The following is a 15,570-nucleotide window of genomic DNA, read 5'->3' on the forward strand; positions in this document are numbered from 1 at the left end:
TCCCACAAGACTTATTCAGCAGACCCTAATTCTGCATTACTCCGTCAATTCCCCCCGCATCACAGTAACCGCTTGTCCGCCCAAAATGACGCGATACGTTCCTTCGGAACAGGCTCCGCCAACGCTCCCGGTATACTTTACCTTGACTACCCCGCCTCGATGGGAGGCTTGATAGGCTAAGAACTCATCTTGATTCATGCGATCGCGCCAGAACGGTGCTAGACAACAATGGGCTGCACCCGTCACCGGATCTTCGTCAATCCCTAACCCCGGTGCAAAGAAACGAGAAACAAAATCATACTCTGAACCTGAATCAGTCTGACTGGTAACAATTACCTCAGATATCGGTAAGGTTTTAAGTAAGCCAAAATTGGGCTGTAGATGTCGCACCATCTCTTCCGATTCCACTTCCACCAAATAGCCCAAAGAATTCTGCCAAACGGACTGAATCGGTACACCTAACGCTGACGCAAGGTTTGGGGGGGCGGTTGTAGGTTGGGAATGATTCACCGGGAAATCTAACTCAATCCATTCACCCTGACGCTGGGCGATGAGTATGCCGCTTTTGGTATAAAAATGAGCGGGTTTCTCCGGGGACAGATGACCCTCTGACCACAAAACATGGGCGCTAGCTAAGGTAGCGTGACCACAAAGGGGGACTTCTACTGTCGGAGTAAACCAACGCAGATTAAACCCATCCTCTTGCGGAACCAAAAAGGCAGTTTCCGACAGATTCATCTCCTGTGCCACATTCTGCATCCAGCGATCCGGTTGGGGAGTCGGTAAAACACAGACAGCGGCTGGATTACCCGTAAATGGAGTGCAGGTGAAGGCATCAACTTGAATGATTGGCTGGTTCATAGTTTCTCAATCTCTTCCCTAGTCAGTCCTGTTGCTGCTGTGATGGTATCAAGATCAGTCCCTTGTTGTTTTAATAGTCTGGCTATGTTAACCTTCTCTTGCTGTTTGCCTTGCTCCATGCCCTCTTGGATACCTTGCTCCATACCCTCTTTCATCCCTTTCTCCATGCCCTCTTCTAAACCCTCCAATCTTCCCTCTGAGCGGGAACTTTCGATTAGACTGATTTCATAGCGCCGATTTTCCATAAATCTCAGGTAGTTGGCTCTTTCTGCTTCACTCAAACTATCGACGAGTAAGTTTTCCTTCGCTTCCGCTAAACCTTGGGCAGTAAACTCATCTTTGATTTGGCTCTTTTTCAAGAAATATATCCATTCATCTAGGGTATCCTTCGCTACCTCGTTAAAGTTGTTGACTTTAATCACATAATACTCTGGAAAAACCTCATAGACATCTTGGATATTAAACAGTTTCCGCTGGTTGATTGATAGCCCCAACCTGTCTTCTATATGCAAGCCCCGAAACTCTAATGTCCCGTGGTAAATATAATCATCTCCTTGTCCCAGCGAAAAGTAGACGATATTCACTGAATAGACTTTCTTGACGTTGCCGTAAGGTTCTCCTTTTTCCAGAAAGTCGGTAATTAATCTGGATGTGCCATAGAGCATCCGATGAAAATAATCTTGTTCTGTACTATTTTGCACCTCGATGAGAATTAATTCTCCCTGGTCATTTTCGGCGAGAATATCGACTCGATTTAGCTTATCTTCCTCGGCTTGTTGATTGCTTTCACCTTCGAGTATGGATTGAATCGTGATCGGTTTCCTCAACAACTCGCTTAAGAAACCTGCCAAAACACCGTAATTGGCTTTGTTTCTCAGTAATTTTTTAATCGCCCAATCAAATCGGATGTGGGTTTGGGGCATAAGGGCATTGATGAGAACGTCTACTGCATCTATTTTGACAGATTTCGTCTTAATCTTTCAAGATAAGCGTCTCAAGTCTTATGTAATGCGAGCATCTTGCTCGCTACCCATTCCCAATTTAAATGCGTGACAGCTTAGGCTAATTGCGCTACAATTTCTCAATCTCTTCTCTAGTCAGTCCAGTTGCTGCTGTGATTGTGTCAACATCAGTCCCTTGTTGTTTTAAAAGTCTGGCTATGTTAATCTTTTCCTGTTGTTTGCCTTGCTCCATGCCCTCCTTGAGTCCCTCTTCTAAACCCTCCAATCTTCCCTCTGAGCGTGAACTTTCGATTAGGCTGATTTCATAGCGCCGATTTTCCATAAATCTCAGGTAATTGGCTCTTTCTTCTTCACTCAAACTATCGACGAGTAAATTTTCCTTCGCTTCCGCTAATCCTTGAGCAGTAAATTCATCTTTGATTTGGCTCTTTTTTAGAAAATATATCCATTCGTCTAAGGTATCCTTCGCCACCTCGTTAAAGTTGTTAACTTTAATCACATAATACTCTGGAAAAACCTCATAGACTTCTTGGATATTAAACAGTTTCCGCTGGTTGATTGATAGCCCCAACCTGTCTTCTATATGCAAGCCCCGAAACTCTAATGTCCCGTGGTAAATATAATCATCTCCTTGTCCCAGAGAAAAGTAGACGATATTCACTGAATAGACTTTCTTGACGTTGCCGTAAGGTTCTCCTTTTTCCAGAAAGTCGGTAATTAATCTGGATGTGCCGTAGAGCATCCGATGAAAATAATCTTGCTCTGTACTGTTTTGCACTTCAATGAGAATTAATTCTCCCTGGTCATTTTCGGCGAGAATATCGACTCGATTTAGCTTGTCATCTTCGGCTTGTTGATTGCTTTCACCTTCGAGTATTGATTGAATCGTGATCGGTTTCCTCAATAACTCGCTTAAGAAACCTGCCAAAACACCGTGATTGGCTTTGTTTCTCAGTAATTTTTTAATCGCCCAATCAAATCGGATGTGTGTTTGGGGCATAACGGCATCGATGGGAACGTCTACTGCATCTATTTTAATTTACTGAAGCCTAGTTATTAAGTCGCCGCGTCGAAAGGTTGCAGATAGCTGCTGCAAGGAAATCTCCTGTCTACCATAAAGCTCATGAAGCGCATTTTGAATATCCTGTACTGAGGCGTTGAAATAAGTTTCGCTATTTTGTGCAATAAGCTGTTGAGCAGTTGGGAAATTTTGATGGCTAATATCTCTCATGTTAATCCCCAGCTCAGCAAGGATTTTTCGCCCCATCTGCATAGCAATAAAGCATGAAGCATAGCGAACGAAATCCGGGTCAGTAGGCTCTGGTCGTTTGCGGCGATTTTCTGCGATTCTGTATAGTTGCACAGCAATTATAACCTGTGAACCGTTCAACTGATCCGTGAATATTGAATCATACAGTTTGCCAAAATGTTCACGAGAGAAGAATTTAGCCTGATGCGGTTTTTTTCTCCAGACAGATAGTACGGCTTCAGCCGCTACTCCTGAAGTAATATCTGTAGAGCGGGTACTTGTATCAGAGCGCTTACGCCGATAATTAAATCCTAATTGCTGAATATCCATCTCTAATCTTTGCTGACGTTCATCATTAGCGCGTAAGTCTTTGAGATCTACTGGATTTTGGCTATTCGTGGCATAAGTAATTCTTGTAACTAAGTCTTCATTTTCACGAGGCAATTGATAAAGCCGAAGAAGAACATAAGCTTGAGCATTTTGATGAAGTAAATCCGGTTCCTGCAAAGTTTTGAATATGGTCATGCATGTCTGACCACCGTTAATGATTTGCAAATTTTCGACACGCACCTGATAATCACCATCTTGTAATGCGTTATAGGAAAAATTGTCACACGTTAAAGTTATGCCATTATTGTAAAAGTAGAAATTATTTTTTTCCTGACTGGTTAAAGTATGGCGAATACCTTCGTTAACACGATTACCCTGTAAGCCTAAATAGCGACGAATATTACGCTCTAATAATCGTTCGCCATGCCGAGCAATGAGAGTTGCAATCTCAGTTACTGAAATTCTTCCTACCAGTACTCGGCTAAACTCCATATCTTCAACTATAGCTTTTCCACTTAGCTGCAAAGTATCTTTTACTGGTCTAGTAGCTTGAAGGATTTGGACTAAGCGCTCGTGATTGACGTGTTCCCATGTCACCTGATCGCCGAAACCAGTACGTTCAATAGCTTCCTGAGCAGATTGATTCCACTGCAGTCCATTATTACAGGCTAGTGCTCGAACTTGGGGAATATAGCCATCTTGAATTAAGCTACGAGCTTCTTCCACCTTGGTAAGTAGTCGTTGATTGATATGTTCTAATCTAGCTGCTGGATTAAACAAATACTGAATGGCATTTATTAAACTCTCTATGCCTTGCTCAGGAAAATTCGAGTCTCCTGCTAGATTATTCTTATATTTTGCTTGAAATAAAGTAACAGTAAATTCACCATCATATTCTTCAGAAATATGCATGGCATCTACTCCAAAGTCACCACCTCCTTCAGTCAGGCAATCAAAAGCATTATCGTTCTCTAAATCTAAGATGGTTTTAACACAGAGATAAGCAAACGCTAAAGACTTGAGTCTGCTTTGATCGTTTATGCGTAACTCTTCAGCAGCCTTTTGACGGATATCGTTAACAACTGATGCTAAACGTTGATCAATAATAGATGCGTTGATATTCATGCAGTAGCTACCTATTCTGTCCAATACGAAGTCTGGAGTCTAGTGGGTCATAAGGGAAAAGTACAGGATTGGATGCAGGGCGAAGAACTGTTTTGAGGCTAGCATACAATGCCAAACTTTATTGAAGCGGCGATGCTCGCCTAGTCAACCCTTACTACTCAACCGTTCTAGCATAAATTCCTTGGGTAGGCGATCGCACTATACTAAGAACTATACTAAGAACTGTTAACAAGTCTCAAACCCTTACAAGGGATATAGCTTGCTTCTCAAGGGCAGCGAGTTCCCCACAGTTAACTTTCATTGCCCCACCGTACTTATCATTTCACCTTTTTTTCACGTTTTCTCTCTAAGCTTGCGGATGGGTGAAATAAGGAATGAGCTTTAGTTTGATAGAGTCATCTCCTTGCTTAGAAGTCAGATATCAATCGGTTATACAGGGTCACAGCAGCAAAAATGCTTGTCATTGTTGAACCCTAATGATTTGAGCCTGAAGGGGTATAAGTCTCCCGGTGAAGGTAGGTAGTGCATCGCGGCAAAAATACTTGAGCAGCTTCGTAGAGACGATGAAGCTGGGGGAGCTGAGGGAGCTGGGGGAGATATTAGCTGTTCAGTTATTTCTGCCTTCTTGCAGTAGTTAGGTATTAGGTGAGTGTTAGATTGTAGTGGGAGCGTCTCCCTAGCGATTTGGGAGATTTGATCTCTTTTAACTTAAAAGATGGTCAATCAGCTTGCCGCTTGATGATGGGACTTTAATAATTTCTTTACAGTCTCGACAATTTCTTGGGGATGACAAGGCTTGGCTAGGTAAGCATCCGCGCCTTGCTTCATTCCCCAGTAGCGGTCAAAATCCTCTTTTTTCGCGGAACACATTAACACCGGAATATTCTCAGTCTCAGGTTCCGATTTCAGACGACGACAGACTTCATAGCCATTCATCCGGGGAAGGACAATATCCAAAATCACCAAATTTGGGTGAAATTGCTGAATTTTCTCCAGCGCCTCCACACCATCCCCAGCCACAATCACTGTCAGCCCTACACGCTCAAGCAGCTTAGAGAGCAAATGTTGTTGGGTGAGATCGTCCTCTACGACTAACACTGTACTCATAACAACCTATACCTACTATGGCTCTCTAGCTTTTAGGTATTATAACATTTACTCTGAGCGACAAAATATCGTCATAAGGCTGATTTCGGGTTACTCAAGTTCCGCAATCTGGCTGAATTTGGGAGTGCAGGGTGCAGGAATGATCGTGACGTACCCTGCACCGCTGTTCCTTCGCTTCTCTCAGGAGGATAAGGGAGATGGGGACGTTCCAGACGTAGCCGACTACATCTGGAACAGTCACTCAGGCATCCGTCAAAAACTTAAGATTACCGAATCGGCGGACAATTCAAATCAATTAAATATCCCCCTGCCTCAATCACAAAATCATCGAAATCATCATCATTGCCAACTTCTACCCGTCCCCCATCTTCCCAAGACACGCGACTTCCTGTAATGTTACCCTTTCTCCCCCCGTCCAAACGACCATTAAACTGAGCCAAGTTTTGGGTCGAAACAATACGACGTCGGGTTTGACCCGTAGGACTTACGGATTCGAGAAAGAAAACATAGCGGTTATTGGCTTTAAACATAAACTCGTTGAATTGATTTGATATCGTTCCCCCCTCAACTGTTCCGACAAAATCCGCTTGCGTCCCCAGATCATTTTGACCAGGAGAGGTTTGTATCGGCTGGTTTGTGCCAAAAGCATCATAGGGTTTGACCTCCTGAAACAGAATCGTTTCTTCCCCGGTTGTTTCATTCCGTACACCAAAGGCGGCTTGGTATGATCCATGAGATTGCAGGAATTCAAATTCCACAATCGTATCCTCTGGGAATTGCACTGCCCGATTATCAAAGATATCCTGAGCTTGCACAGACGTTGCCAAGGTACTCATTAATCCAGTCGCGATCGCGCCAATGAACCAAGATTTGCTGTAGAGTTGTCTCATTGCGAATTATCCTTATTATCAAAACCCTGTTCTTGAGCGAAGCGAAGGATAAAAATTTAATCCTTTACCACGCCAACAGCGCCAGATTTGACCAAGAACATGTCGCATCTAATCCGGTAATCTGAATCATCTTTTAGCTTCAGTTCTCAGTTGTTCTAACGCTGACAAGCAACAGGTACTGGTAACGTTAACATCATCATCGCGCACCCTAGCTTAATAACTACTATTATAGAGTGTTGCGATCAGTACAATATTCCACGGAAATATAAACACTTAAAGTTATAAACACTTAAAGTTGGCGACTCGCCCAACTTTTAATTCATAGGAGATTTCCTACTTAGGGTTTGCGGCACAACTCCAAAAGCATTATCTATCAAGGCTTTGAGTAACATGGACATTGGATCATCTTCAAGGACATAAGGTAAAACCCTTTCATACCCTTACACCGCTATCAGGGAAAATGTATCATTGCTCCCTCAGCTTCCCCAGCTCCCCCGGCTCCCCCAGCTCCCCCAGCTCCCCCAGCTTCCCCAGCTCCCCCAGCTTCCCCAGCTTCCCCAGCTTCCCCAGCTTCCCCAGCTCCCCCAGCTTCCCCCAACAGGACAATGCCTACAAGCAGAGCTAATCAATGATAATAGTTTTTTATATTTGCGCTGTCGCTAAATTGGGTTAAATTATGAATAGAGACAAACAAACCACACATACGGAGCAAATCAAACCATGTATACCACCTACCAAAACGGACTGATCAATTCCACCCCTGTTGAAGCCAAGACAAACCCCATCACCCCTCCCACCTCGCCCCAACAACCCATCAAGCCACTGCAAACCATCAAGCAATGGTTAGAGAACATCGAAATTCACAACCCCACCAAAGCTAGATTCTTCTGCAAAATGATTCCCGCTCAATGTCCCTTTGAACGCGATATCTGCCTCTTTGGGCGTCGGGTTGCCCACATTCCTCCCTTGTGCAAACTCAATCCTTTCTATGACGAATTCGTTAGCCTTCGCTTTCGCGCCCTTTGCTACTTGGCTGATCAATGTGGGGAAGATATCAGTGCTTATTGTTAATCATTTGTTATTCGTCCTTTGTCATTCGTCATTCAAGACTAAAAATCCATGACTCGCTGCAAAAATGCCCACTTATCGGCAATCTCTTCAATAATCTTAGCCGTCGGTTTTCCCGCACCATGACCCGCCTTTGTTTCAATGCGAATTAAGACCGGATTATCCCCAGAATGTGCCGCTTGTAACGCTGCTGCAAACTTGAAACTATGGGCTGGAACCACGCGATCATCATGATCCGCTGTCGTAATTAATGTGGCTGGATAAGCCGTTCCTGGCTTGAGATTGTGTAAGGGAGAATAGGCATAAAGTGCCTGAAATTCCTCTAGATTTTCCGGTGAACCAAAATCAGAACACCATGCCCAACCAATCGTAAACTTATGGAAGCGCAGCATATCCAGAACCCCAACTGAAGGAAGGGCAGCACGGAATAAATCGGGACGCTGAGTCATACAAGCCCCGACTAATAAACCGCCATTACTTCCGCCACCAATTGCCAGTTTTTGCGGACGAGTATATTTATTCTCAATTAACCATTCCGCTGCGGCAATAAAATCATCAAACACATTTTGCTTGTTCAGCTTTATTCCCGCTTGATGCCAATCTTCGCCATACTCTCCACCGCCTCGGAGATTCGGAATCGCATAGACGCCTCCCATTTCCATCCACACCAGATTACTAATTGAAAAGCTGGGAGTTAGGGAAACATTAAACCCGCCGTAACCATAGAGATAGGTGGGATTATTGCCATCTAATGCTAACCCCTTTTTGTGGGTAATAAACATCGGCACTTGTGTCCCATCTTTACTCTGGTAAAACACTTGCCGTGTTTCGTATTGAGTCGGATCAAAGTCTACAGTCGGTTGGCGAAATAGGGAACGTTCCCCAGTTACCATATCGTAGCGGTAAATTGTGGCTGGGGTGGTGAAACTGGTAAACACATAGAAGGTTTCCGTATCATACCGCTTCCCGCCAAATCCCCCGGCTGAACCAATTCCCGGTAATTCTACTTCCCGAACAAAGGCACCATTGAGGTCAAAAATCTTAATCGAAGAACGGGCATCTTTGAGGTAATCGGCGACAAACTGGTTATTCAGAACCCCGACATCTTCTAATGTTTCTTCAGCTTGGGGAATAATTTCTTGCCAGTTCTCTCGCCCTGGGTTATGAATATCAATGGCAATCACCCGACCTCGTGGGGCGTCTAAGTCAGTTTGAACCCAGAAGATTGATCCGTCATTGTCAATCAGACTGAAATTTGCTTCAAACTCGGAAATTAATTCGACGATGGGAGAATCGGGGTTTTGTAAGTCTTTGTAGAAAACCAGATTTTTGGGATCAGTTCCTTGACTGACATAAATAATCAGATAATGCCCATCTTCTGTCACCGACCCATTAAACATCCATTCTTTCTGGTCAGGACGATGATAAATTAACTGATCATCGGATTGGTCTGTGCCGAGTTTGTGATAATAGAGTTTGTGATAATAATTGATATCTTCTAATTTTGTGGCATCGTTGGGTTCATCATAACGGCTATAGAAAAACCCTTGATTATCGGTTGTCCAGGATGCACCAGAAAACTTCACCCATTTGAGATGATCGGATAAATCGTCTCCCGTTTCCACATCCCGCACTTTCCATTCTTGCCAGTCGGAACCGGAGGTAGATAAACCATACGCCATGCGGTTGCCATCGTCACTAATCGCGATACCCGATAGGGCGATAGTCCCGTCTTCGGACAGGGTATTGGGGTCAATCAGGACTCTGGGTTCTCCATCCAGAGAGGTTAAGGTGTAGAGAACGCTTTGGTTCTGAAGTCCATCATTTTTGAAATAGAAGTAGCGGTTCCCTTCTTTATAGGGAATGCCATATTTTTCGTAATTCCAGAGTTTGGTGATGCGCTGCTTCAGGGATTCCCGTTGAGGGATGTCTTCCAGATAGCCGAAGGTGACTTTATTTTGCGCTTCTACCCAGGCTTTGGTTTCGTCGGAGTCGGGATCTTCTAACCAGCGATAGGGATCAGCGACTTTCGTGCCATGATAGTCGTCTACTTGGTCAGCTTGGCGGGTGGTGGGGTAGGTCAGAGGTTGGTGAGAAGATGGCATAGTCGGGAATGTGAGGCAGTGTTTTCTAGGGTAGCACTCTTTGGGGAAGGGTTAGGAAGCGTGTGGAGGATGGGACGCGATCGCGCAAAGATTACCATACCAAAACACGACTCTGAAGCGCTTGATGATTCAGGTGTAGAGAAAGATATGATCCCAAATGTAATCGATTAATCGTTTAGCATCATCTAAAGGCAGAACCTGACAACATCCTCGCTTATCTTTGGTCAATAACGGAATTTCCGGGAGACTTGCCGTATCTTTGCCATCTTGCACCAATTTACCCCGGATATCCTCTAAATTATGAATCGGACCATTGATATCAAAATCAATCTTTGTGCCAAACTTATTATCCATCCAACTTTCAATTTGGTTGTCCAACTGTGCAGGAGTTAGGGGATTCTGGTTAATTAAAAGATGGTAATAAACTAGAATTATCTCTTTACATTCCTCCTCTTCCGCCGCATCAATTAAGGCATGAAACACGCTGGCATTATTTGCCATATTCTTAAAAAACAGGGTTTCGGTCACAGTTTGGCGGAATTTAATCTGCTTACTCTTATAATTGCTATACTGCTTATAGGCAAAACCTCCTAATGTCACCAGTAGCGATAACACAGCAACGAGGACGGGCATAATATCACGCACCTCCTCTTCACTTGCCTGAATCGTGTCCAGAACTGATGGTCCCATGGTAAAAAATAAAATAGCCCCAATCACAACGAGAAGTTTAGGCAGAACTCTCAAGATGACTGGAACAGCGGCACCAACAGCCGGAACGATTAAGAAGAGACGGTCTTTCCAGGTCATGCTAATTTTGATATTGGGGAAAAGGAGTTCCAAGTCAAACTTAGGGATATTCTTGTAAAAATAGAGATACATCTTCCCTGGTGTGAACTGGAGAGAATCTAGTTCATCGCCTTTGTGTTTGAAATAATCGGCGTCTTTGAATTTAATCAATAAAACAACTCGTTCAAAAAGATTTATTGTTTTGTCTTTTTTCTTCAAAAACTTTTTAACCTGAATCGTTTTTTCAATATCTCCCCGACAGTAGCAAACGAGTTGGTCAAATTCATCAAAATCAACATCAGTTTTCAGTTGAATTAAGGACTTTTCCTTAAAGGCGCGTTGTAAACTATTCGCAGAGAGGGGAACATAATTGGCGCGTTCGAGAATCGTCTGAAAGTCAGTCACCACATTCGCTTCGCGTTCGGCTAACTTATCGGGAGTGAGTTCAATCCGGGATTGAGTATCAGCATCGGGGTTGAACGGATCATAATTATCCTTGAACCGTTCCAAATAGGCATGAAACTTAAAATGATAATAGGCGGAAAGTAGCGTGCAGAATTCTCGGAACTGTTGCACCTTCTCGTTAGCTAACTGTCCATCGTCTAGGCACAGTTCGATTAAGTCGCTGCGGCGATAGGGAATAAACGCTTCTCGGTCTTGATAAGTTGCCATATTTTACAATAGACTAAGTAGTCGGGCAAAATTAAAGTTGACTCTTGAGACTAGGGAATAGGGTACAGAAATGACTCTTCGCTTTGCTAGTCGGGCATGGCGCGTGATTGTGTAGGGGCGGGTTTCACCACTATCCTTTCCTTAGCATCTAGATGTAACTAAACCCGCCCCGACTGAGTGCGAGAGTTTTGACCCTTCACTTCGGAAAGAGAGCATGTTTTTGACAATCTTGAACTCAGTTAACAAAATTGATGTCCAGGTACTTATTTCACAGACACAAATCCAGCACCAATTCCCTGTGACGGGTCACGAAGTCGGATATTTTTAATCGGTACGGCTGAACAAGGTAATGGAGATGCCCAACATCGGACTGTCCAGTCGGCTGGATAGACATAAGTAACATCATTCACTTGGTCAGATACTAGATTAGCACTGGGTAAGGGAGGAGGTAAAATCAATCGCGATTGAGCATTATCCTGAATCAGACCAACGGTAGTTAAGCCAATGACAAATAGGGAAGTCAACAGGATTGTTTGAGGTTGTTTTAGGGTATGAGTAAATCGAAACAGCGGTTGGGTTAATTTAGAGGGGATCTTCTCAAACAGAATTTGACCATATATCGACCCAAATAAAGCTGGAATAAGCAGAAAATAGCCCAAGCCAAACCGGAGTAAAGGACTTTGGAGCATAATAAAGGTAATGCCGAGTAATCCCAATAATACTATCCAGGCAGTTCCTAATTTGAGGTGTTTTTTAAATTGTCGGAATATAGGGATAGAAAAAATAATAACAAAAATTGTAATAAATGCCATTATTTGAGATTTAATCGAACCTTTTAACCATCGCCAAAGTCCTAACGCGATAGCCGTCAATCCCGACTCATTTGAATCCGAAAATACCCACCAAAACTTGATGGGCTTAGTTTCTTTTATGGCTTCTTCGATGGGAACTGACCAAGGCAGGTCGAGGCACATAAAGGTGGAAGGATACAGGGGACATCCGGATGTGGTCAGGCTATATAAAACCATGGGTGATAGGATTAATAGAGTAATAGCACTGCCTGTCAATAGCCGCTGAATATTTAGTTTCAATTGATTACCCATCAGATAAAACAGAAATCCTATGGGGAGCAGCGGTAGCGCCGAAAGCTTAACGGTTACGGCTCCGGCTGATAGGATTAGGGGGATAGTTTTGGCATCGAAAAGAGGCGTTTTGGCATCAGTATCCCGTAAAGAAAATTGAGCGCTGTGGGAAATAACTAGAATTGACCAGGCTGTCACGCCAATCAGAAAGGCTACGGTTACATCAGGAGAAAATGAGATGAGTATCGGTGAACCCGTAAACGCGGTTCCTGTATAAACGAGAATAGCGATCGCTGAAAATATCAATAAAAACCAGTCCGATAAGCGTCCTTTCCGGATGACGATTTGATTCAGCGTAATTAGAGATTGTAAAATAGCGATAAGGAAGACAAAACCATTGGTAATCGCACTGACTCGACTGCCAAAAATTGGCGATGTAAGTGGTGCGGCGAGAGCAAACCAAGAAGAGGTAAAGCCAAACTTACCATTGATTAGCGCTAATCCATTAACCGCGCCAAATTGAGACATCCATCGCATAGAACCAAAGTGATAGAGTCCAGTGTCAAACCAGACTATTTCTTGACTGGTAAAAGCGGCAATAATTAGTTCTAAGGTAATAAATCCAACGATGAAGCTGGGAGAAAGAATTGAGCGAAGTGTCGCCAGTTCACGCCGGGTTGACTGAGACAGGAGAGATAGGGCGACTAAACCGACGACAAGGACAAAACCAACGGCGCTAGATAACGGTAAAATCAGGGAAGTTGCCAGCAGAGAGACGCACAGGACAATGATTCCCAGCCAGACGGCGGCGATGAAGCGATCGCCTCTACGATCAATGCGATCGGCTTGCAACCCATTTACAATAGCTGTGCCAATGGAGAAACAAACACCAATTAGAAAAAGCCAGGTAATCATAAAATAAAGCATTCAGCACCTCTAGTCATGACTAGCGCGATCGTCGCTATTTCACATTTTTATCTACTTTACGCCCAAAAGGTACGTTATTAAACCGCGTGAACTGTAGCAATTTGGCTCTCCGGGAGTTAGTTCGTTTCCTGAAGATTAAACAGTTGGCGTTGAGAGGCATTGAGAAACTCGATACTAACGGGTTCACAAGTTTCGTCATAACTAACAATCACGCCTCCCGGTTCAGAAATAGCATTGGCAGGAATTGCATCACGCAAAACAAAGATGAGAATATCTGCATCTGAATCATATTTAACATTCATCAGTTTACCCCTGCCAGTATCGATTGACTTGATTTGTCCAGTACAAGGTCAAAATTCGTTGATATTGTACTTCAATTTGACGTGTATCTTGTAGTACAATAAGCTTAGGAAGGTTGCCAGCAGGGAGACACAGAGGGCAACAATTCTCAGCCAGACGGCGACGAAGCGATCGCTAATCAAGTTATAGCGTTAATCGCACTCTGTTTGGGACTATCTCCCCAAAAATTTGAACAATCAACCATGAACCATGAACCATGCAACAGGTAACCCGGAGACTACATGAAAACGATTTCAAAGATAACGTTGATTGCCTTCTTATGGATTACCGTCATCAATTCAGGAACATTGGGTGTCCTGGATACAGAACTCAGGTTGCAGATGGCTCATAGTTGGTGGACAGGAACCGAAGAAGTACAAGTTGCTCCCGATTATAAACCCAGAGGACGAACCGACATCCGGTTAGGAGTCGTCGGCGTTGGGGGTAAGCGTTACATCGCCTATGAACCGGGACAGTCTATGCTGATGCTTCCGGGTGACTGGTTGGGAACTCAGCTTCATCAATGGTTTCCCCTATTACCCGCCAAGGATTTTCGAGCTTTAGTTGTCAGTCTGTTAATTTTTATCCCTTTAAATGTGGCGGCTGTCGTCTCCTGTTTCTGGTTGCTCAGACTGTTTAACTTTGAAGAACGAATCGCGGGTTTAGCGAGTATTGCTTGGTTACTGGGGACAACAGTTTTGCATTACTCTCAAGTTCATCACCAGAATAATCAAGTCCTGCTGTTTGTCACTCTCGGTTACGCTAATGCACTGGCTTTTCTACTGCGCCAAAACCCTCGTTTTCTGATTTGGAGTGGATTATCACTGGGGGCGGCTATGCTGATTCGGGTAACCAGTGCTATTCATGCCTTAACTGTAGTCTTGTTCTTATTGGGCTGTGCTGCTTATCAAAATCGGAATACGCGCAAAGTTCTCAAAGTCATCGGATTGTGGATTCTCGGTTTTATTCCCTTAGCTTTCCTCGGACGCCTATTGGATTATATTCGCTATGGTAATTTTTTAACCCATGGACAAAGCTTACAATTGCATCAAATCAACCCCGAAGCCAATTCATCGAATGCACCTAAAATTGGTATGCCTGATGAGTTTTCCAGTAATCGATATCCTGGACTCTGGGGCGTGTTTTTTTCGCCAGCCAAAAGTATTTTTATTTATGATCCATTACTACTACCGGGCTTGGTATTAGCGATTAGATTTTGGCGGAGACTTTCTCCTTACCTACAGTGGTATCTGGTGACGGGAATCCTCAACTTGGGTATCCATATCATTCTTACCAGTCGTCTCAGTTTTTGGCACGGGGATAGCGCTTGGGGGGCAAGGTATCATCTAACGTCTGTTCACCTGTTACTCATTCCCCTTACGGGTCTGTTTATCCAGCATCTTCTATCGGCTAAAGGGGTGAAGGTGTGGCTACTACGGGGAATCCTCACATTAGCGATTCTATTCCAAATTGCGTCGGTGGCAATGCCGATGAACTTAGAAATTTATCAAGCTAGAGTGGGAATGCCAGGGTCTCGGCTTGAATTCCGCATCGGTCAGCGTTTGATTAATATCGTTTGTTTGAGCAACGGCTCATTGTCTAAATTTTGCGTCAATAGTAATCCGGACAAGAGACCCTATTTAAAACATTTGAATCACCTCAACTTTCTCCCGTTTACTCTTCGTCAAGAGGCTGCCGATAATCCGGCTTTAGGTAAATTTTCCCTAGTTTTATTGATCGTTTGGGGATTGGTATTAATTCTAGCGATCGGTACAACAGTATGGTTCTGTGGCTGAAGGGGTGACAAGCTCGCGTCAAAGGTAGGCAGGGTGTGGGGTATGGGGTGTGGGGTGTGGGGAAAATCGGTAAGAAACACAAAAGAAAAGCCCATAAGATGAGATAGGGTAAGGAGCGAGCGCTCTCTAGGCGAGCCAACGAATAAACAATTTTGGTGACTTCCTGAGTAAAGTTCAACACCTCGACTCCGCGGCAATTGAGCCTGTCGAAATTCGGTGTTGACGCCCTCGCGGAGTCGAAGCGTCAATTTTTCCCTACACCCTACACCCT

13 protein-coding genes are annotated in these 15,570 nt (G+C 43.9%); 2 read left to right on the forward strand and 11 right to left on the reverse strand.

Features of this window, described 5'->3' with window-relative positions; genetic code table 11:
• Nucleotides 1-36: 36 nt before the first annotated feature.
• The 7 genes from RIC07_RS11945 to RIC07_RS11975 form a co-directional block, all read right to left on the reverse strand.
• Nucleotides 37-861, reverse strand: coding sequence for a PhzF family phenazine biosynthesis protein (locus tag RIC07_RS11945; protein ID WP_446394728.1), 825 nt, complete (start codon nt 859-861; stop codon nt 37-39).
• Entirely contained in the window at nt 858-1,784 is a 927-nt protein-coding gene (locus tag RIC07_RS11950; protein WP_446394729.1) for an Rpn family recombination-promoting nuclease/putative transposase, read from the reverse strand. The genes RIC07_RS11945 and RIC07_RS11950 overlap by 4 nt, the downstream gene beginning before the upstream one ends.
• A 148-nt stretch (nt 1,785-1,932) precedes the next feature.
• Nucleotides 1,933-2,823 (reverse strand): Rpn family recombination-promoting nuclease/putative transposase, encoded by an 891-nt coding sequence (locus tag RIC07_RS11955; protein ID WP_446394730.1) that lies wholly within the window; start codon nt 2,821-2,823, stop codon nt 1,933-1,935.
• A gap of 39 nt (nt 2,824-2,862) precedes the next feature.
• Nucleotides 2,863-4,527: an AIPR family protein gene (locus RIC07_RS11960; protein WP_446394731.1), complete on the reverse strand. Its 1,665-nt coding sequence runs from the start codon at nt 4,525-4,527 to the stop codon at nt 2,863-2,865.
• Nucleotides 4,528-5,250: 723 nt separating this feature from the next.
• Complete coding sequence (locus RIC07_RS11965; RefSeq protein ID WP_006099434.1) at nt 5,251-5,634, reverse strand: response regulator transcription factor; 384 nt, start codon at nt 5,632-5,634, stop codon at nt 5,251-5,253.
• Between the two features lie 266 nt (nt 5,635-5,900).
• Nucleotides 5,901-6,524 carry a hypothetical protein gene (locus tag RIC07_RS11970; RefSeq protein WP_446376392.1) on the reverse strand — a complete coding sequence of 208 codons (624 nt, stop codon included), beginning with the start codon at nt 6,522-6,524 and terminating at the stop codon, nt 5,901-5,903.
• Between the two features lie 451 nt (nt 6,525-6,975).
• Nucleotides 6,976-7,122: a hypothetical protein gene (locus RIC07_RS11975; RefSeq protein WP_446394732.1), complete on the reverse strand. Its 147-nt coding sequence runs from the start codon at nt 7,120-7,122 to the stop codon at nt 6,976-6,978.
• A 122-nt stretch (nt 7,123-7,244) separates the two neighbouring features.
• On the opposite strand from RIC07_RS11975, the gene RIC07_RS11980 reads away from it, so the two are divergent.
• Nucleotides 7,245-7,595 carry a Mo-dependent nitrogenase C-terminal domain-containing protein gene (locus tag RIC07_RS11980; protein WP_446376396.1) on the forward strand — a complete coding sequence of 117 codons (351 nt, stop codon included), beginning with the start codon at nt 7,245-7,247 and terminating at the stop codon, nt 7,593-7,595.
• A 38-nt stretch (nt 7,596-7,633) separates the two neighbouring features.
• On the opposite strand, the gene RIC07_RS11985 is transcribed toward RIC07_RS11980, so the two are convergent.
• From RIC07_RS11985 to RIC07_RS12000, 4 genes are all read right to left on the reverse strand, one after another.
• A complete protein-coding gene (locus RIC07_RS11985) occupies nt 7,634-9,697 on the reverse strand; it encodes a prolyl oligopeptidase family serine peptidase (protein ID WP_446394733.1) in 2,064 nt (687 codons plus the stop codon).
• Between the two features lie 129 nt (nt 9,698-9,826).
• Nucleotides 9,827-11,155: a TMEM143 family protein gene (locus RIC07_RS11990; protein ID WP_446394734.1), complete on the reverse strand. Its 1,329-nt coding sequence runs from the start codon at nt 11,153-11,155 to the stop codon at nt 9,827-9,829.
• Nucleotides 11,156-11,418: 263 nt separating this feature from the next.
• Complete coding sequence (locus RIC07_RS11995) at nt 11,419-13,164, reverse strand: LIC_10190 family membrane protein (RefSeq protein ID WP_446394735.1); 1,746 nt, start codon at nt 13,162-13,164, stop codon at nt 11,419-11,421.
• 116 nt (nt 13,165-13,280) lie between these two features.
• The gene (locus tag RIC07_RS12000) at nt 13,281-13,466 is read right to left on the reverse strand and encodes a DUF2283 domain-containing protein (protein WP_446394736.1); all 186 of its coding nucleotides are present in this window, start codon (nt 13,464-13,466) and stop codon (nt 13,281-13,283) included.
• Nucleotides 13,467-13,745: 279 nt separating this feature from the next.
• Between RIC07_RS12000 and RIC07_RS12005 the strand changes: the two genes are divergently transcribed.
• Nucleotides 13,746-15,299, forward strand: a complete 1,554-nt coding sequence (locus RIC07_RS12005) for a hypothetical protein (RefSeq protein WP_446394737.1) — start codon at nt 13,746-13,748, stop codon at nt 15,297-15,299.
• Nucleotides 15,300-15,570: the final 271 nt, after the last annotated feature.

It is taken from the genome of Coleofasciculus sp. E1-EBD-02, assembly GCF_040218245.1.
Taxonomy (GTDB): domain Bacteria; phylum Cyanobacteriota; class Cyanobacteriia; order Cyanobacteriales; family Coleofasciculaceae; genus Coleofasciculus.